This window comes from Streptomyces sp. Rer75, from assembly GCF_013414305.1.
GTDB classification, from domain to species: domain Bacteria; phylum Actinomycetota; class Actinomycetes; order Streptomycetales; family Streptomycetaceae; genus Streptomyces; species Streptomyces himastatinicus.
Window position 1 is genome coordinate 9,964,673 of sequence record NZ_CP058693.1, and the last position, 18,746, is coordinate 9,983,418.

The window sequence follows — 18,746 nt, forward strand, 5'->3', positions numbered from 1 at the left end:
CCGTCCACGTTTCAGAAGACGCGGCATCCCCGGCCACGGGCGGGCTCTCGGCACTGCCTCGCTGGAGGAGTCGGCCGTGGGAAGGGCGTATGGATGAAGGTGGGGGCACCATGACGCCAACAGTGGAAGCCGACTGGGTGGTCGTCGGCGGCGGTAGCGCCGGGAGCGTGCTGGCGGCCCGTCTGAGCGAGGATCCGGCCAGCGAGGTCGTGCTGCTGGAGGCCGGGCGCGACTGGCGGTCCGCCGACGCCCCACCGCAGCTGCGCAGTATGAACGGCTGGCGGGCGCTGGACGAGACGGCCTGCGCGGAGTTCCAGTGGCCAGGTCTTACGTCACGGCGCAGCCGCGCGCAGGCGCCACGGGCGCATGTGCGTGGACGGGGCCTCGGCGGTTCGTCGTCGGTCAACGGCATGATCGCCTTCCGGGCCATGCCGGACGACTACGACCGGTGGGCGGCGTACGGCTGTCCCGGCTGGTCGTACACGGACATGGCGCCGTACCTGCGACGCATGGAGAGCGACGCGGACTACGGCGACCGCCCTCACCACGGCGATCACGGCCCCATACCGGTGCAGCGGCTCGGCCGCGAGGACTGGGGCCCCGCCGACCACGCGCTCGCCGAGGCCGCCCTGGGACGGGGCCACGCCTGGTGCGACGACCACAACGGGCCGACGGGGACCGGTGTCTCGCCGTACGCCATCAGCTCCCGCGACGGTGCGCGCGTCACGACCAACGACGCTTACCTCGAGCCGGCCCGACAGCGCCCCAATCTGCGGGTGTTCGGCGGCGCGACGGTGGACACGGTGCTCATCGAGGGCGGCCGGGCCGGGGGGGTACGACTGCGCCGGGGGAACGACTGGACGGAAGTCCGTGCCCAGCACGTCGTCCTCTGCGCCGGAGCTGTGCACTCCCCGGCGATCCTGCTGCGGTCCGGCATCGGGCCGAACGGCCCGGTGGCGGCGCTCCCGGTCGGTGAGGGGATGCAGGAACATCCTCTGGCGCTGTTCTGGCTGTACGCCCGGCCCGGAAAGCAGCCCGACATCGATGCCCGGCAGACCAACTGCTGTCTGCGCTACTCCTCCGGACTGGCGGGAGCGGGTGAGAACGACATGATGATCGCCTCGATCAACCAGACGCTCGCCCTGCCGGACCCCGGCTACTCCCATCTCGTCGCGAAAGGCGCCGGCGGAACCTGGGGCGGCGCAGGTGGCGGCCACACCTCGGGCGGTCCTGGCCTGCTCTGTCTGTGGGCGAACCAGCAGTTCTCGCGCGGCGTGCTGCGCCTGGCCTCCGCGGACCCCGACGTGCATCCGGTGATGGACCAGGACCTGCTGAGCGACCGCTCGGACCTCGTCCGGATGCGTGATGGCGTCAGGCACTGCGTGGAGTTGCTGCGCAGCGGACCGTTCGATACCGCCTTCGAGCACATCGCCATCGACATCACCGGCCGGAGCCTCGACGAGCTGTCCGACGACGCGACGGTCGACCGCTGGCTGATGGAGACCATCGGCGACACCGGCCACATCTGCGGAACCTGCCGCATGGGCGCCCCCGACGACCCCCGTGCGGTGGTCGATCCGTCCGGCCGCGTCCTCGGCCTCGACGGGCTCTGGGTCGCCGACGCCTCCATCTTCCCGGAGGTGCCGCGGGCCAACACGAACCTGCCGACCATCGCCGCCGCGGAACGGCTGTCGGACCTCATCCGCGGACGCGTCGCGGGCGAGAGCGCCGTCACCCCGGCGGAGTCACGATCATGATCGATGCCGGAGGGTTCATGGCCGCGTCACATCTTCCGGCGGCCGCCGCGCCGCTGGCCGTCGGTTCGTTGACGCTGCGGAACCGACTGGTCGCTACGGCCCACGCCAGCGGTTTCGTACGGGACGGGCTGCCGCTCGGCGGCGACGCCGAGTACTGGGGGCGTCTGGCGGCCGGTGGCGCGGCGCTGCTGATCTGCGGCGGTACGACGGTGGCAGCGGAGTCCGCGCCGCGGCAGGGAAACATCCTTCAGCTCCATCGTCCGGAGGCGGTCAAGGCACTGCGGAAGCGGGTGAAGGCCATTCACGCCGAAGGCGCCGTCGCCGTCTGCCAGCTCGTTCATCTGGGCCGGGAGACGCTCGGTGCGCAGTCGTACTACGCGCCGGTCGCTCCCTCGGCCGTCCGCTCTCCCCGTGAGCCGACGGCGCCGCGCGCGCTGCTCGGTAACGAGATCGACGAGGTGGTCGAGGCGTTCCGCGTAGCGTCCGCCCATGCCCTGGAGGCCGGCTTCGACGGCATCGAACTCCACGCCGCCCATGCCTATCTGCTGGAGCAGTTCCTCTCGCCGCGCACGAACCCGCGCCGTGACGGGCTCGAGGTACTGGAGCGGGTGATCGCCGCGATGCGCGAGCTGTCGGCCGACGCATTGCTGGGCATCCGTTTCAGCGTCGATGCCTCGGAGGACGTGGCGCTGACGCCGGACGAGCTGGCCGTCCTGCTGCCGGCCGTGGATCCGCTGGTCGACTACGTCAACGTCACCGTCGGGGTGCGGACCACGTACGTCCGTGACATGGCCACCGAACGCCCACCGGTGCTGGACGATCTGGCGCGTCTGCGGCCGCTCGTCACGCGGCCGCTCGTGGCGTCCCACGCCTTCCGTACCGCGGCCGCGATCGGCGACGCCTTGGCGGCCGGTGCCGACCTGGTGGGGATGGCGCGCGCACTCATCGCCGACCCGGACCTGCCGCGCAAGGCGCTCACCGGACGTGCGACGGAGGTCCGGCCCTGTGTGGCCTGCAACGAGGACTGCCGGACGTTCGACCCGGTGCTGCTGTGCGTGGTCAACCCGGACCTCGCACCGCCCGGCGAACCACGTCGGCCCGCCGCACCGCTGGTGCGCGCGTGGGACCCGGCACGCGCCACCGGACAGCGCGTCGCCGTCGTGGGGGCGGGACCCGCGGGCCTGGAGTGCGCGCTGAGTCTCGCCCACGCCGGGGTGGCGGATGTCGTCCTCTTCGAGGCCGCCGACCGGCTGGGCGGACAGCTCACCACGGCGGCTCTGGCGCCCCACCGCACCGGTTGGGCCGCGCTGCTCGCCTTCTACGAACGGGGGCTCTCCGCCGCGAGTGTCGACGTACGTCTCGGGCAGACCGCGGAGCCGGGCGCCGAACTCGAAGGATTCGACGCCGTGGTGCTGGCCACGGGCGCGGTGGAGACATCACCGCTGCTGGAGACGGGGGCCATGGCCTCGTCGACCGCGCTGGCGCGGGGAGTTCCCTCGCTGGCCGGTGCCGCGCATGTGCTCGTGGCCGACGACGGGTTCGGCTGGTGGCCGGGGTGCGACGTCGTAGAATTGGCCGTAGCCGCGGGAGTTCCCCGCATCACCTTCGTCACCCCGGGACCGGCCTTCGCCGGGGCGATCCCGCCCGAGAGCCGCGTCCAGCTGCTGGAACGTCTGTCGGGCACGTGCAAACTTGACATCCTGCCGCTGTGCACGGCGACCGGTGTCAGTCCCAAGGGCGTCACCCTCGCTCACCGCATCTCCGGAGGGACCACCACCGTGCCCGCGGACCGTGTCGTCGTGGTGGGGGAGCGCCGCCCGCACGGCGCACTGGACTGTGCCGCCCCCCTGGTACTGACGGTTGGCGACGCCGTGGTTCCGCGACGTGTGGCGCACGCGATCGCCGAGGGGCGGGAGGCCGCCGTCAGAATCACCACCGCCGTACGACACCGTATGACGCCCGGCACGGTGGTACCGGCATGATGCGGACCGGACGGGAGATCCGGGTCAGGACATACCCGGCCGGCAGCGTCAGCCCGGACGACTTCGAGGTGGTCGAGGTGCCTGTGCCCCGGCCCGGGCCGGGGCAGGTGCTCGTACGCAACACGTGGACATCGGTGGACCCCGGCCTTCGGCTGAGGCTACGTCCCGACGCACCCTCCGGCTATTTCGTCGCCTTCGCACTCGGCCGCGCCATGGACGGCATCATGACCGTGGGGGAGGTGGTGGAGTCCCGGGCCGAGGGTTTCGCCCCGGGCGACGTCGTGTGGCACGCCCAGGGCTGGCGCGAGTACGCCGTGGTGGACGCGGGTGCCGAGCAGCTCAGCGGACTCGGCACCCTGACACGCCTGGACGTCGATGAATGCGAGCCGCAGTGGTATCTCGGCCCGCTGGGCGGTATGGGGTTGACGGCCTACGCCGGTCTGCACGTCGTTGACGCGCTACGAGGTGGGGAAACGGTCTGGGTCTCGGCTGCTGCGGGGGCGGTGGGCAGCTTGGCCGTGCAGATCGCACGGCTCATGGGCAACCGGGTAGTGGCCAGCGCGGGCACCGACGACAAGGTCGACTGGCTGCGCGACCGCTTGGGCGCCGACGCCTTCAACTACCGGGCAGGGAGCATCGAGGCAAGGCTGGGGGAATTCGCGCCCGACGGAATCGACGTCTACTTCGACTCCGTCGGGGGGACCCACCTCGAGGCCGCCCTGTCGCACCTGAGGAGGGGCGGGCGCGTCGCGATGTGCGGCTCGATCTCGGAGTACGAGTCCGGCTCGGCCGGGCCGCGGAACCTGTTCCTCGCGGTGTCCAAGGACCTGACCCTTCGTGGGTTCCGCGGGAGCAGCAACCTGCATCTCATGGGGCAGATGCGGCGCCAGATGACGGGGTGGCTTCGCAGCGGCGAGCTGGATTATCGCGAGACCGTTTTCGCGGGCTTGGAGTCGGCTCCCCATGCGCTGACGGAGATGATCGCCGGCCGAACGGCTGGAAAGACGCTCGTCAGCCTCGGCTGACTCGATGAATGAGGTGTGCTGTGCCAGCGGTGGATGAACGCATCAGGGACAAGGTCGTGTGCGTGACCGGCGCCACCGGGGGTCTGGGTGCGGCCGCGGCCGCCAGACTCGCGGAGGAGGGTGCCCACCTTGTGCTCACCGACCTCGACGAGCAGGCGTGCACTGCCCTCGCCGCCGAGTTGCAGGGCACGCTGGGACGGCATGTGACGGCGCGGCTCGACGTGGCCGAGGAGTCGCAGTGGATCGACGTGGCGAGCTTCATCCGGAGTGAGTACGGCCGACTGGACGGGCTGGTCAACAACGCTGCCATCGGCAGCATCGCCACGGTCGAGGACGAGACGATCGAGCACTGGGAGGCGGTCATGTCGATCGGTTCCACCGGGGTCTGGCTCGGCATGAAGCACCTTGGCCCGCTCATCGCCTCCTCGGGAGGCGGATCGATCGTCAACGTGTCCTCGATCCTCGGCACGGTGGGCGGCATGGGGAACAGCGCGGCCTACCACGCGGCAAAGGGGGCCGTTCGCACGCTCACCAAGAACGCGGCGCTGCATTGGGCGGACTCCGGAGTTCGCGTCAACTCCCTGCACCCCGGATTCATCGGGACCCGGCAGTTGCTCGAGAGGTACGAGGGAACGGCCCGCCACGAAGCCATGCTGGACGGCACCCCGATCGGAAGGCTGGGCCGCGGGGAGGAGATCGCAGCCGTCGTCGCATTCCTGGTCAGCGACGATTCCACCTTTATGACCGGCTCGGAGGTCTACGCGGACGGTGGATACACCGCGCGGTGAGGAGGATGCCGGTGGCGCCCAGGCGACATAGCCGGTGGCACCGGGGGGAGACGATCGCGTCGAAGAGCAGGACGGAGGCGAATGCGCCGAGCGCGGCGAGCGAGGAGGCGTGCAGGGCGTGCACTGTCCGAGGAACCGGGCTTCTTGGACCGCCATCACCCGCGTGCTGCGCCACATGGACGACGTGAACGCCTTCGACGTAGTCCTGATGCTCAACTCGATCCCGCCACGCCTGACCCATGGCACGGTCCGTCGAGCCGAGGATCAGTCGGGCGTACGGACTGGATTGCGACCCTGACGCGCTGTCCCCGGCAGAGGCCGCAAGGCTCGGACACCCGCCGCAAGCGAAGGAACCAGCATGCCCTCGTTCCGTACACCCCAACCGGGCCTACGACACCGGCGACGGGATCCACGCCAACATCGCGGGCCAGCAGGCGCTCGCCGACTTCGTCTCGCTGCCGATGCTCAGCTCCTCGGCCGCACGCTGAAACACGATCCACCGGGCCGACCGCGCAGGTCCATGACGTGCAGGGAGGACGTCCCGGCGGAACAGCGGACATCGAGATGCGTAAGGCGATGAAAGCGCGCCGCCCGCCAAGGGGCACCACGTGATCCGGCGACCGTCACCCCCAAACCGCTGCTACCAGGTGTGACGTATGGGTATATGTTAGAAACACCCTGTGAAGGTGCGTTCTGCCCTGGGCTTGCGCAGCGTCGCCGGGCAGGTGTGCGCCCTGATGCTGGTGATCGTGACGTTGCTGGTGCTCGCCACAGGGACCACGCTGGTCCTTCAGGCCCGCAGCGGCCATGAGTCCCAGGCCCGGGGGCGCGCCCTCACCGTCGCGGAGACCTTCGCGGCCGCCCCCGGCGTCCGGCGGGCGCTGGAGTCCCGCGATCCCTCCGCGGTCCTCCAGCCCTACGCGACGAGGCTCCGGCGTGAGTCCGGTGTCGGCTACATCGTGGTGACCAGCCCCCGGGGCGTCCGTTACGCCCACCCCGACCCGAAGCTCATCGGCACCCGCGCCGCCCTTCCCCTCCATCCGGCCACGGCCGGCCGGGCCTTCACGGACGAGATCCCGGCCGCCGTCCTCTCCGGCCCCTCGATCCGCGCGGCCGTCCCGGTCGCCGGGGCCGGGGGCCGGGTCGTCGGCATCGTCAACGTGGGGGTCGCCCTTCCCGAGGTGTCCGCTTCGGTGAGCCGTCAACTGCCGGTGCTCTACGGATCCACTGCGCTCGCCCTCGTTCTCGGCGGCGTGGGCGCGGCGCTGGTCGGCAGACGGCTGCGGCGCCTGACCCACCGGCTGGACCCCGCCGAGCTCACCAGGATGTACGAACACCACGACGCCGTGCTGCGCGCCGTACGGGAAGGCGTGCTCATCCTCGACGCCCAGGGCCGGCTGGTGCTCGCCAACGACGAGGCCCGGCGGCTGCTCGGACTGCCGCCGGAGGTGCGCGGCGGGCGGATCACCGAGGCCGGACTGGCCCCGGAGACCGCCGGACTGCTCGCCTCGGGCCGCACCGTCACCGACGAGGTGATCCAGGTCGGGGACCGGCTGCTGGCCGTCAACCAGTGCCCCGCCTCGCGCCGCGGACAGCTCTGGGGCAGCGTCGCCACCCTGCGCGACACCACCGAACTCCAGGCGCTGACCGACAAGGCCGACGCGGCATGGGCACGCCTGGAACTGCTGTACGACGCGAGCGTCCGCGTGGGCACCAGTCTCGACATGACGCGCACCGCCGAGGAACTGGCCGGCGTCGCGGTCCCACGCTTCGCCGACATCGCCACCGTCGACCTGCTGGAGTCCGTGCTGCGCGGCGAGGAGCCGGTCGACGCGCGGTCCCGCATGCGCCGCGTCGCGGTCAGCGCCGTACGGGAGGAGCGGCCCCGGCCGCCCTCCGGCCACACCCTGCTGGCCGTGCCGCTCAGCGCCCGGGGGGTGCTGCTGGGGCAGGTCGAGTTCCGGCGCCTGGAGGGGGCCGCCCCCTTCGACGACGAGGACCGGTCCTTCGCCGACGAACTCGTCGGCCAGGCGGCCGTCGCCATCGACAACGCCCGGCGGTACGCACGCGAACACGCCACCGCGCTGGCCCTCCAGCAGAGCCTGCTGCCCCGCGGGCGGCCCGAACAGCACGCCGTCGAAGCCGCCTACCGCTATCTGCCCGCCCACGCCGGTGTGGGCGGCGACTGGTTCGACATCATCCCGCTGTCCGGCGCGCGGGTCGCCCTCGTCGTCGGCGACGTCGTCGGCCACGGGCTGCACGCCGCCGCCACCATGGGCCGGTTGCGCACCGCGGTCCACAACTTCTCCGTCGTCGACCTGCCGCCCGATGAACTCCTCACCCAGCTCGACGACGTGGTGGCCCAGCTCGACCAGGAGGAGGCCGCCAGGAACGGCGGCATCGGCGCGGTCGGGGCCAGCTGTCTGTACGCCGTCTACGACCCCGTCGCGCAGCGCTGCACCCTGGCGCGCGCCGGTCATCCGCCGCCCGCCGTGGTCGACCCGGGCGGCACCGTGACCATTCCGGACCTGCCCGCCGGGCCGCCGCTGGGGCTCGGCGGGCGGCTCTTCGAGGTGTCCGCGATCCCGCTGCCCGCGGGCAGCCGGCTGGTCCTCTACACCAACGGACTCGTCCAGGACCGCGAACGGGACATCGACACCGGGCTCGACCTGCTGCGCCAGGCCCTCGCCCCCGCCGACCCCGACCCGGGGCACACCTGCGACGCCGTGATGCGCGCCCTGCTGCCGCCGCGTCCCACCGACGACGTGGTCCTGCTCGTCGCCCGCACCAGCGCCCTGGACGAGCGGCACGTCGCCTCCTGGGACCTGCCCTCGGACCCCGCCGTGGTCGCCGGAATGCGGGCCGCCGTCGCCCGCACGCTGGCCGACTGGAACCTGGACGAGGCGGTCTTCACCACCGAACTGGTGGTCAGCGAACTCCTCGGCAACGCCATCCGGCACGCCGACGGCCCGATCCGCCTGCGGCTGCTGCGCAACCGCACGCTGATCTGTGAGGTCGCCGACGGCAGCAGCACCTCCCCGCATCTACGCCGCGCCGCCATCACCGACGAGGGCGGCCGGGGCCTGTTCCTGGTCGCCCAGATGGTCCAGCGCTGGGGCACCCGCTACACCAGCGAAGGAAAGATCATCTGGGCGGAGCAGGACCTGCCGCAGGATCTGCCGTCGGCGCTCAACTGACGATGGCGGCCGCCGTGGTCAGCAACTCGGGGAGAGTGCCGGTGAAGTCGGGCAGCAGCCGCAGCGCCAGCGCCCACGCCTCCGGATCCTCGCCCAGATGGGCGGTGGCCAGCTCCAGGGCCGCGCGGCCGACCGCGAGCGCCGCCGGGTCCGGCGGGCCCTGCCGCGTGCGGTCGTGGTGGTACATCAGGTAGGCGGCCGCATGCCCGGCCGGCCTCGCCTCGTACAGGACGTCCAGCGGGGTCAGCATGCCGAGGCGGGCCGCCCTGTCCAGCCACTCGTTCCGGCGGTGGCGCCGCGGCAGCGGATAGTGGCGAACCAGGTCCAGGGGGCTTGGCCGGGGCCCGGTGGGCTTGTGCGTATGCATGTCGTGATCGAGCCGCAGCGACGCCACACCGCAGTCGGCGCGCAACTCCTCCGGGCAGTCGTCCTCATGGGCGAGCACCACCAGCAGGGCGTCGGGGAGCGGATCCCGCTCATGCTCCCGGACCAGCTCCGCCCAGGGCAGCCCCGGCCCGGTCTCCTCGGCCATCCGCTCCAGCGCCGGTGTGGCGAGGTCGACGGTGCCGCATTGGGAGCGCAGGAACTCCACCTGACCCGCCGGCCCACGGGAGCGCGCCAGCTCCGTACGCAGCACCGACAGACCGTCAGCCGCCTCCAGCGCGCCCCGGACGATCTCATGGGTGGCCTTCGGCAGCGGATGCTTGCGGCTGCGGCGCTCGGGGAACTCGGTCTCCTCCAGCAGCCCCCGCACCTCCTCGGCACCGTGCCGCTCCCACACCTTGACCAGCAGATGCAACTGCCCGGCGAGCGTATGCAGCTTGATCTTGCCGAGCAGGATGCGGGCCAGCCGCGGATCGCCCGATTCGCAGATCGGCAGCAGCCAGTGCCGCCGCCCGCTGACTCGTATCTCCTCGATCAGCTCATCGGTGATCGGCAGCGGCTCCGGATCCTCCGCGGCTGCCGTTGCCGGGCGGGGGCCGAACCGGCGGCCCGCGAGGATGCCCCGGCGCTGCTCGTCGCTGAGCGGCGTGTAGACGTACAGCTTGGTGTTGATCTCGGGGTCGTCAAGGACCACCAGCTCCCCGATCTTCTCCGCGGGCAGCTCCCAGTCGGAGGCGACGGAGGCCAGCACCGATGTGCCGTGGAGGCTGACGAACAGGTCGCGCAGGGCGGGCGAGGGCTGGTGGAAGACCAGCAGATGCTGGACGCAACGCCGGTCCAGATGGGGCGCCAGCGCCATCCGCACCTCCTCGGTGGCCTGCTGGAACAGTTGGAGGAACACCGCGCGGGCGCCCTCCGGACGCTTCACCGGATACTCGGCTTCCAGCGGCCTCGGCCAGCTCTTGCCACGGTGCTTGGCCTGCTGCTCGACGGCGGCGGCGACCAGCTCCGCACTCGTCCCCGTGAACCGGGGGAGCAGCGAATACAGCGCGCGCCAGGCCGCGAAGTCGTCGCCCAGCGGCTCCAGCAGCCCGGCCATCGCCGGGCCGAGCGGCTCCTTGCCGTAAGGCAGCGAGGCCAGGACCCGGGAGGCGGGCCGCACTTCGGCCAGGACGCGGTCCACCGGGTACGCGCCTTCCCGGATGCCGCGCCGTAGCAGATGCGCCAGGCGGTCGTGGTGGTAGCCGTCCTTCCAGTCGGTCTCGGTGAGCAACCGCCAGGGCAGTGGGGAGGTGTCCGGGAGGCGCGAGGACCTCCGGAACGCGGCCAGCACCAGCTCGTCCGGGCAGTCCGGGCGGGATGCCAGCAGTTTGAGCGGGAGCCACGGGAAGGGCTCGCGCTTGTGCTCGGCCAGCAGCAGTTCCCAGTCCACGGCGCCCAGCGGGAACTTCCCGTACCCTTGGGTGAGTTCACGGAGACGGCGCACCAGCTCATCGCCGGTCGGCGGCGGTGCGTCCTCCTCGGCTTCCCGGGTCGCCGCCTCGTCGTGGGACGCCTTCTCACCGCTGGACGCCGTCTCTCCGACGGATGCTGCCTCGTCCTCGGAAGCCGCCTCGGCGGCCACCCGCTGGGCCCTCTCCAGCACGGCAGCCGGGTCCTGGGCCGCTGCCGCCAGGCGCACCACATCCGTCACCGCCGAGTGCAGGAAGGGCACTTCGGCCAGGGCGGCCAGCTCGGCCACTCCGCCGTGGGTGAGCGTCGCGTGGCAGGCCTTCAGCTGCTGGGGAATGTCCAGTGTGGTGCCGATCTTCTCGATCACATGCCGCACCACCTCTGGGAACGGCGCGTCCAGCGCCGGGAGCAGGTCGTCCGACGCGGTGGCGGACAACAGGAAGTCCACCAGGCCGCCCGGGGCGCGCCAGCCGGGGTCGGCCGGACGCGCGGCCGCCGCGCCGAGCACCGCGCCCCGTAGGTCCTGCCGCCAGGAGCCGGGCAGCGGCCCCTCGTAGAGCATCCGGGCGAGGCCGGGGTCGGCCAGCTCGGCGAGCCGGAGCATGACGGCCTGCCGCTCGGCGCCGACCCGCGCCCCGGCCAGGGCCTCCAGCAGCTCCCGGTCGCCGGAGGCGAACACCTCGTCCACCAGATGTGCGGGCAACCGCAGCCGGGACCGGAGCAGGGTCAGGGTCTCCTGGCGGAGCCGGGGCATCAGCGCCGGGGTGAGGGAGGGGCCGGCGAGCTGGAAGGTGGTGGACACCAGGGTGTCCCGTTCGTAGGTCACCACGCGGGGTGCGCTCCGTTCATCGTTCGGTACCGCCGTGAGAGCGGGGAGGGGCGAGGAAGGTGAGGAGACGTCATCCGGTGCCGGACAGCTCCGTCATCCGGGCCAGCGCGCCGATCCAGAACCGCTGCCGCTCCGGCGACTGGCCCACCATGTGGGCGGCGCGCAGCTTGGGCGGCAAATGGCGCAGCAGCCGGGCGACCACCTCGGCGTTCCGCTTGAGCTGGGACACCTCGGCGTTGGCGAGCACCTGGTGCACCAGATCGGTGTCATTGGTCCCCTCGTCCGACGTTTCGGACGCGGCCGCCAGCCGGGCCTCCCAGCGGTCGATGTCGCGCGCTATCTCCCGCAGCCCGATCACCCGCTGCTCGGCCCGCTCGGCGAGCCGCGCCTCCAGCTTGGACAGCGGCACCGGGGCGTACTCGCCCTCACCCAGATAGATCAGCCCCGTCTCCAGCGGCTGCCCGGCCTGGTGCAGCTTGATCAGCCGCTCCAGGGTGCGCTTGGTGATCCAGTCCCGGCCCTCGTCGTCGATGTCGTTCTTCCACCACTCCAGAACCGTCTCGGCCACCTCGCCATAGGTGGCGATCAGCCACTCGTTGGCCGGGATGTCCTGCGGGCTCACCTCGTAACTCACCGTGAAGCGGCTGGCCTGGGCCACGTTGTTGCTGCTGACCATCAGCTTGCGGCCGAGGTGGTACGGCGGGTTCTGCAACGCGACCTGGGCGCGCAGCCCCGGGATGGGCCGACCGGCCAGCGACCACTCCTGGGTGATCTCCATCAGCTTGGCGAAGGTGGCCTTGTCCTTGGGACGGTTGTACTCGTCCCAGACGATCACCTTGGGGTCCGGACCCACCAGCGCGCGGCTGAACAGGGTGTCCAGCGTGCCGTCCGGAGTGGGGATCGGCACGCACAGATCCTCCACGTTGGTCACCGGCAGCGAGAAGTACACCGGATCGCTTCCGCTCTCCTCGCGGACCACCGCCTTGGTGATCTCCGTCTTGCCGCAGCCGGGCGGCCCCTGGAGCAGCACCGCCCAGTTCTCCCGGACCGCGGTGCGCAGAATGCTCCGCACCGGGTCGGGGACGGTGGCGGGGTTGGGGAGACCCAGGGCCCCGGCGATGGCGTCGAGAAGCTCGGTGGTGCGGTCCGGTCCCGGCGTGCCGTCGGCCTTGCGGTCGTGCAGCCGCAGCCGCACCCCGCCCACCAGCGGCAGCCCCCAGGACAGCGGGAACCCGGCGCGGGCGCAGTCCAGGACGTGCTGGAGGGTGCGCGGGGAGAGCAGCGAGCGCAGGTACGGGGTGAGCCCGGCCCAGATCTGGAACACCCCGGTCAGGTCCCAGTCCTCGTACCGCTCGGCCAGCGTGGACCGCCAGGCGGTGTCATTGGCCGTGATCCGCAGGGTGACCATGCGGTCCAGGACGGCCAGATCGCTGCGCCGGGCGCTGGTCTCGGCCAGCGACTCGTTGTCCGCGAGGAAGACTCCGACGCAGCCGAGCGCACGCAGATCGTGTTCGCCCAGCGTCCAGTTGCAGGCGATCTGCATCAGCTGGGACTGGATGGTCTCCCCGGCCTGGAGCGAGTCGTCGATGAGCAGCACGAACGGCACACCCGGGGTGAGCTGGCGCATGATCAGCTGAGTGAGCACCAGCTCCCCGGTGCGGTCGTCCCGCACCGGTGCGTTCACCAGCAGGTCGTCGGGGGTGAGGTTGGCCGCCGGGACCAGGATCACTTCGGTGCCCGGATGGGCGTGCGGGATGTAGGACAGGAACGTCGACGTCTTGCCGATCCCGTGCTCGCCGAAGACCTGGCCGGTCTGCCGCATCGCGATCATGGCGCTGATGAACTGCTCCAGCCGGGCCCCGGTCCGTCCCGGCGGCTCGGGGTAGGTGGCGGTGGCCCGCCGCCCGCCGCTTCCCTCGGCCGCCCGCTCCTGCCGCCCGGCGGCCGTGTCCCTCGCGGGCGGCGCCGTCGTGTCCACACTGCTCACGGTGACTGAATCCCCCGTTGTTCCGTGTCGTTCGTCCATACGTGTCCGCACCCCTCCCGGCGGCGGGGACGGTTTCCCGGTTTCCGGGTTGCCCGGTTCCTCGGCTCAGCTGTCGCCGGTGACCACCCGGTGGCAGGCCATCGGCGGGTCGTGCCGCTCCGGCCAGTCGTCGCCGCCATCCGTGATCAGCCAGATCCACCGGTCGGGCTGGGCCGGGGTCACCTTCCGGGCATGGCCGTCGGTGACCATGATCACCGCGTCGGCGCGCTCCTCGAACCGCCGCCCGTCCACCGCCCGCCGCCCCTCCACGTAGTCCACGACCTGCTGGAAGTCGGTGCCCCCGCCGCCGCGCACCCGCTCTCCGGGGACGAACGGCATCAGCGCGCCGTCGAAGCTCAGCCAGTGGCTCTCGACTCCCTCGGTGCGGCCCACCAGCGTGGTGATCCAGTCGATCACCGGCTGGGGCATCGACCCCGAGGTGTCCAGCGCGATGACCACGACCTTGGTGCGCTCCGCGCCCCGCCGCGCCAGCATCGGGTCGTGCCCGAGCGCCAGCAGCACCGCCCCCTGCTTCTTCGGGTAGATCAGCCGCTCACCCTCGCGGAGCTTGGAGGCGAGGGTGTCGGCCAGCCACCGCCGCCACCACTCCACCCGCCGCGTCCGCTGCGTCTCTCCCCGCAGCGCGCCCAGCCCCATCCGCCCCCACATCTTCTCCAGCCGCTTGCCGCCGCCGGTGGTGCGGTCCGCGAGGGCCAGCAACTCGTCCCGGGCGAGCCCTTCGCCGCGCAGCGCGCCGCGCATCACCTCGGCAAGCGTCTCCTCGACCGCCGAGGTCACCGCCTCCGCGTCCATCGGCAGCCGCTGCTTCGCCCCGGTCCCCTCGCCGTCCCCGCCGGGGCCCATATGGATGCACAGGACCGGCGGCACGGGAGGGGTGCGCATCCGCTTCAGCTCCCCGTAGATCCTCAGGTCGGTCTCGGTGAAGTCCCGGTAGGTCAGCGGCTCGAAGCCCTGCTCGCGCAGATCGGCCACGTACTGCCGGTGCACCTCGTGCGGATCGACGCCCACCGGCTCCCGGTGGGTGCCGCCCGCGCCGTCCGGCACCTCACGCGTCGGCAGACCGCCCTGTGCCAGCCGGAGCAACGCCACGTGGTTGATGGCGACTTCGGCCGCCAGGTCGAAGACCGGGTCGGCGCGCAGCTCCTCGTCCACGTACAGATGGCGGTGGATCAGGTGCCGCGCCTCGTGGAACAGGACGAAGCGCACCCCGCTCGGCCCGATCGCGACGAAGAACTCCGGGTTGTACAGCAGCAGACAGGTGCCGTCCCCCGTGGCCACCACCGCCGCCGTGTCCACCGCCGTGGTGGGGATCTGGTAGTGGCACTTGGCATACAGCCACGAGGACACCACGCTGTCCTTGACCCCGAAGTCCAGCAGCGCCGCCTCCTTGAGCCTGCGGCCCTCCTCGGCCACCGCCGGATCGTCCGGTTGGCAGGCCAGCAACGCCCGGCGGTCGGCCAGGTCGATCACCCCCCGGCCCGGCGCGTGCCGGCTTTCCCCCGCTACCTGTGCCACTGCCTTCCCTCCGCTCCGACCTGCACGGGAGCGTAACCCCTCGCCGTGGGCGGCCTTCTGCCGCCCACACCGAAAACGTTATCCGCCGGGTACGACAACGCGGCGGGTGAGTGCGCGCGGTCAGCCCTGGCGCAGGTCCCAGGCCACCTGGGCCACATCGGCGATCATGGCGACGATGTCCGGCCGGTCCTCGCCGCCGTTCAGATGCCGGTACTCGGTGCCCACCGTGATCACCATGCGCTCGGGCAGGCCCGGCAGCGGGAACGCGTTCTCGGCGATGAGCTTGCGGGCCGCCTCCAGGGCGGGGACCCCGGCCGTGTGCAACTGCCGTGCCCGGTCCCGGATGTGCTCCAGATAGCCGATGTGGCCGCGGACCCCCTCCCGGTCCAGCACCGGCCCATGACCGGGGACGATGGTCTGCGCCCCGGTGTCCAGCACCCGCTCACATGCGGCGATCACGCTGTCCAGCGGACCGGCCCAGTGCACCGCGTGGTCGCCTGGGTCATCGGGGCTGGAGGCGAAGATGACATCGCCGGTGAACGCCACCTTCTGCTGCGGCAGATACGCGATGAGGTCGCCGGTGGTGTGCGCGGCGGGCAGCGCGGTCAGCTGCACCGGCACCTGCCCGATGCGCAGGTCCAGCTCGCCCGTGAAGGTCGTCGTGGGCTCGACGACCTCGGTGTCGGCCCAGTTGAACCGTCCGAAGTGGCTTTGGAGATACCACCCGAGCGGCGTCTCCGGGTCGCTGCCGCGCACCATGGCGTGCAGCTGCTGCGGAGCCGGTTCGTACTCGATGTGGCCGAGCGCCTCGCGAGTGGCCACGACGTCGGCACCGCGCACGACCTCCGCGCCCCACAAGTGGTCACCGTTCGCATGGGTGACGATCACTCGCCCGATCCGGCCCCCCTCGGGCAGCAGCGACCGGCTGCGGTCCAGGAAGTCCTGGGCCATGCGCCGGTCGTAGGGGGTGTCGATCCAGGCGGCGGCGCCATCGGGGGAGACGATCAGCCCACAGTTGGCGAGTCCCCATCCGGCGCTGGGCGTGGGAGTCCACAGGTGCACACCGTCGGCGAGGCGGATGAGCGGTGATGGCGAGTTCATGGTCGCACAGTACTCAGCGGCGGCCGGACGTTCACTCGAACCCGCCCGTGGCTCCGGCTCAGGCCGTCATGGGCCGGTCCGCCGGTCCGACCGGGGCCGGGAGGGCGGTGTCACCGGCCAGATAGCGGTCCACCGCGGCCGCCGCCGAGCGGCCCTCGGCGATCGCCCACACGATCAGCGACTGCCCGCGGCCCGCGTCACCGGCCACGAAGACCCCCTCGCGGCCGGTTCCGAAGTCGGCGTCACGGGCGATGTTGCCGCGCGCGTCCAGCTCCAGGCCGAGCTGGCCGAACAGTCCGCCGTCCCGCTCCGGACCGCGGAAGCCGAGCGCGAGCAGCACCAGATCGGCCCGCAGCACTCGTTCGCCGCGTCCGTCCCCGGGCTCCTCGGCCCGGCCCTCCGGACCCGTCCCGACGAGGCGCAGCGCCCGGACCCTGCCGTGCGGCCGCCCCGGGCCCGGTGCGTCCCCCTCGAAGCGCACGGTGGTGGCCGAGAACACCCGGGCGTCCACGTCCGCCTCCGGGGAGGCCGCCAGTTCCCGCGCCTCCTCGTGTGCGGCGGACATCCGGTAGATCTTGGGGTATGTGGGCCAGGGCTCGCCCTCCGCCCGCTCGTCCCCGGGCAGGGGGTGGATGTCCAGCTGGGTCACGGAGGCGGCGCCCTGCCGCAGCACCGTGCCCAGGCAGTCCGCGCCGGTGTCCCCGCCGCCGACGATGACCACGTGCTTGCCCTCGGCGGTGATCGGCGGCCGGTCGTAGTCGCCCTCCTGGACCCGGTTGGCCAGCGGCAGGTACTCCATCGCCTGGTGGATCCCCGCCAGCTCCCGGCCCGGCACCGGCAGTTCGCGCCAGGCCCGCGCGCCCACCGCTATCACCAGCGCGTCATAGCGCGCCCGCAGCTCGGCGGCGTCCACATCGGTGCCCACGCCCACGCCGGTACGGAACTTGGTGCCTTCCGCGCGCATCTGCCACAGCCGCCGGTCCAGATGGTGCTTCTCCATCTTGAACGAGGGGATGCCGTACCGCAGCAGCCCGCCCACCCGGTCGTCCTGCTCGTACACCGCCACCGTGTGCCCCGCGCGGGTGAGCTGCTGGGCGGCGGCCAGCCCCGCGGGGCCCGAGCCGATCACGGCCACGGTCCGCCCCGACAGCCGCTCCGGCGGCTTCGGGGCCGCGTACCCGCTCTCCCAGGCCCGGTCGGCGATGGCGACCTCGACGTTCTTGATGGTCACCGCGGGCTGGTTGATCGCCAGCACGCACGCACTCTCGCAGGGCGCCGGGCACAGCCGCCCGGTGAACTCCGGGAAGTTGTTGGTCGCGTGCAGCCGCTCACTCGCCCGTCGCCAGTCGTCGCGGGACACCAGGTCGTTCCAGTCCGGAATGAGATTCCCCAGCGGGCAGCCGTCATGGCAGAACGGGATCCCGCAGTCCATGCAGCGATCCGCCTGCGCGGAGATGATCGGCAGCAGTCCGCCGGGGACGTACACCTCGTCCCAGTCGCGCACCCGCTCCTCCACCGGGCGGCGCGGCGGAAGGCGGCGTGGTGTGGTGAGAAAGCCCTTGGGATCGGCCATGACCTCCTCCAGTGCGCATGTCCTGGTCTGGCCGCTTTCACCCCACTGTACGGCCGCCGGGCATCCGGTCCAGGGCCTCGGCGGCCTCGGCCATGATCCGCTCCACCAGCTCCGCGCACGACGGCAGATCGTCGATCACCCCCGCCACCTGCCCGGAGGCCATCACGCCGGTGTCGGTGCGGCCGTCCACCATCGACGCCTTCAGCAGCATCGGGGTGTTGGCGGCCAGCAGCACCTGGCTCCAGGAGAGCCCCTTGCCGCGCCGCATCGCCCGGCCGTCGCGCACCATGCGCGCCCAGCTCAGCCCGGACAGCCGCCGGAAGGCCGCGGCGTGGCGCACGGCGCGGACGAGGGCGGCGGCGCGCCCGGAGCGTTCCAGGGAGGCGACCAGCTCGCTGCGGAGCATCCTGTGGGGGAGCCCGTCCACCGCGGTGGTGACCGTGACGTCCGAGGCCGCCGCCGCCAGATAGCGGGCCTTCACCGCGGCCGGGACGGTGCTGTCGGAGGTCAGCAGGAAGCGGGTGCCCATGGCGATCCCGGCCGCCCCGTACGCGAGCGCCGCCACCAGGCCGCGCCCGTCGTGGAAGCCGCCCGCGGCCACCACCGGGATGTCCACCGCGTCCACGACCTGGGGGAGCAGCACCGTGGTCGCCACCTCGCCGGTGTGGCCGCCGCCCTCGCCGCCCTGCACCACCACCGCGTCCGCGCCCCAGCCCGCCACCTTCTCGGCGTGCCGCCGGGCGCCCACGGACGGGATGACCACCACGCCCGCGTCCTTCAGCCGGGAGATCAGCTCACGCTTCGGAGCCAGCGCGAAGGACGCCACCCGCACGCCCTCCTCGATGATGATCCGCACCCGTTCCGCGGCGTCCTCCGCGTCGGCCCGCAGATTGACGCCGAAGGGTGCCTCGGTGCGGGACGCCACCTCCCGCACCGCCGACCGCAGCCGCTCCGGGGACATGGTGGCGGAGGCGAGGATGCCCAGTGCTCCGGCGTTGGCGGTCGCCGAGACCAGCCGGGGGCCCGCCACCCACCCCATGCCCGTCTGGACGATCGGATGCCGCACGCCGACGAGCCGGGTCAGCGCCGTGTCCAT

General features: G+C 72.2%; 12 protein-coding genes. 6 read left to right on the plus strand and 6 right to left on the minus strand.

Features of this window, described 5'->3' with window-relative positions; translation table 11 throughout:
- The first annotated feature begins 110 nt into the window (after positions 1–110).
- From HYQ63_RS42030 to HYQ63_RS42055, 6 genes are all read left to right on the plus strand, one after another.
- The gene (locus HYQ63_RS42030; RefSeq protein WP_179939286.1) at positions 111–1,757 is read left to right on the plus strand and encodes a GMC family oxidoreductase; all 1,647 of its coding nucleotides are present in this window, start codon (positions 111–113) and stop codon (positions 1,755–1,757) included.
- Positions 1,754–3,739, plus strand: coding sequence for an NAD(P)-binding protein (locus tag HYQ63_RS42035; protein ID WP_179939287.1), 1,986 nt, complete (start codon positions 1,754–1,756; stop codon positions 3,737–3,739). Before HYQ63_RS42030 ends, HYQ63_RS42035 begins: the two co-directional genes overlap by 4 nt.
- Entirely contained in the window at positions 3,736–4,764 is a 1,029-nt protein-coding gene (locus HYQ63_RS42040) for an NADP-dependent oxidoreductase (protein WP_179939288.1), read from the plus strand. Before HYQ63_RS42035 ends, HYQ63_RS42040 begins: the two co-directional genes overlap by 4 nt.
- 20 nt (positions 4,765–4,784) lie before the next feature.
- Entirely contained in the window at positions 4,785–5,552 is a 768-nt protein-coding gene (locus HYQ63_RS42045) for an SDR family NAD(P)-dependent oxidoreductase (RefSeq protein WP_257232507.1), read from the plus strand.
- Positions 5,553–5,791: 239 nt separating this feature from the next.
- Positions 5,792–6,040, plus strand: coding sequence for a hypothetical protein (locus HYQ63_RS45430; protein ID WP_257232508.1), 249 nt, complete (start codon positions 5,792–5,794; stop codon positions 6,038–6,040).
- Between the two features lie 198 nt (positions 6,041–6,238).
- Complete coding sequence (locus HYQ63_RS42055) at positions 6,239–8,749, plus strand: SpoIIE family protein phosphatase (protein WP_179939290.1); 2,511 nt, start codon at positions 6,239–6,241, stop codon at positions 8,747–8,749.
- Here the strand turns inward: HYQ63_RS42055 and HYQ63_RS42060 are convergent.
- From HYQ63_RS42060 to HYQ63_RS42085, 6 genes are all read right to left on the minus strand, one after another.
- A complete protein-coding gene (locus tag HYQ63_RS42060) occupies positions 8,742–11,414 on the minus strand; it encodes a hypothetical protein (protein ID WP_179939291.1) in 2,673 nt (890 codons plus the stop codon). The genes HYQ63_RS42055 and HYQ63_RS42060 overlap by 8 nt on opposite strands.
- A 70-nt stretch (positions 11,415–11,484) precedes the next feature.
- Complete coding sequence (locus tag HYQ63_RS42065) at positions 11,485–13,245, minus strand: ATP-binding protein (RefSeq protein ID WP_373689242.1); 1,761 nt, start codon at positions 13,243–13,245, stop codon at positions 11,485–11,487.
- Positions 13,246–13,506: 261 nt separating this feature from the next.
- Positions 13,507–14,931 (minus strand): hypothetical protein, encoded by a 1,425-nt coding sequence (locus HYQ63_RS42070; RefSeq protein WP_179941090.1) that lies wholly within the window; start codon positions 14,929–14,931, stop codon positions 13,507–13,509.
- Positions 14,932–15,096: 165 nt separating this feature from the next.
- Positions 15,097–16,077: an MBL fold metallo-hydrolase gene (locus HYQ63_RS42075; RefSeq protein WP_179939293.1), complete on the minus strand. Its 981-nt coding sequence runs from the start codon at positions 16,075–16,077 to the stop codon at positions 15,097–15,099.
- Between the two features lie 58 nt (positions 16,078–16,135).
- Positions 16,136–17,650, minus strand: a complete 1,515-nt coding sequence (locus tag HYQ63_RS42080; RefSeq protein WP_179939294.1) for a glutamate synthase subunit beta — start codon at positions 17,648–17,650, stop codon at positions 16,136–16,138.
- Between the two features lie 37 nt (positions 17,651–17,687).
- The gene (locus HYQ63_RS42085; protein WP_179941096.1) at positions 17,688–18,746 is read right to left on the minus strand and encodes a nitronate monooxygenase family protein; all 1,059 of its coding nucleotides are present in this window, start codon (positions 18,744–18,746) and stop codon (positions 17,688–17,690) included.

What these genes read in the sequence shown, in the direction of transcription:
- HYQ63_RS42040 (WP_179939288.1), top strand. Translation starts at nt 3,736, where the DNA reads ATGATGCGGACCGGACGGGAGATCCGGGTCAGGACATACCCGGCCGGC.
- HYQ63_RS42030 (WP_179939286.1), top strand. Translation starts at nt 111, where the DNA reads ATGACGCCAACAGTGGAAGCCGACTGGGTGGTCGTCGGCGGCGGTAGC.
- HYQ63_RS45430 (WP_257232508.1), top strand. Translation starts at nt 5,792, where the DNA reads ATGGCACGGTCCGTCGAGCCGAGGATCAGTCGGGCGTACGGACTGGAT.
- HYQ63_RS42075 (WP_179939293.1), bottom strand. Translation starts at nt 16,077, where the DNA reads ATGAACTCGCCATCACCGCTCATCCGCCTCGCCGACGGTGTGCACCTG.
- HYQ63_RS42085 (WP_179941096.1), bottom strand. Translation starts at nt 18,746, where the DNA reads ATGGACACGGCGCTGACCCGGCTCGTCGGCGTGCGGCATCCGATCGTC.
- HYQ63_RS42080 (WP_179939294.1), bottom strand. Translation starts at nt 17,650, where the DNA reads ATGGCCGATCCCAAGGGCTTTCTCACCACACCACGCCGCCTTCCGCCG.
- HYQ63_RS42065 (WP_373689242.1), bottom strand. Translation starts at nt 13,245, where the DNA reads ATGATCGCGATGCGGCAGACCGGCCAGGTCTTCGGCGAGCACGGGATC.
- HYQ63_RS42035 (WP_179939287.1), top strand. Translation starts at nt 1,754, where the DNA reads ATGATCGATGCCGGAGGGTTCATGGCCGCGTCACATCTTCCGGCGGCC.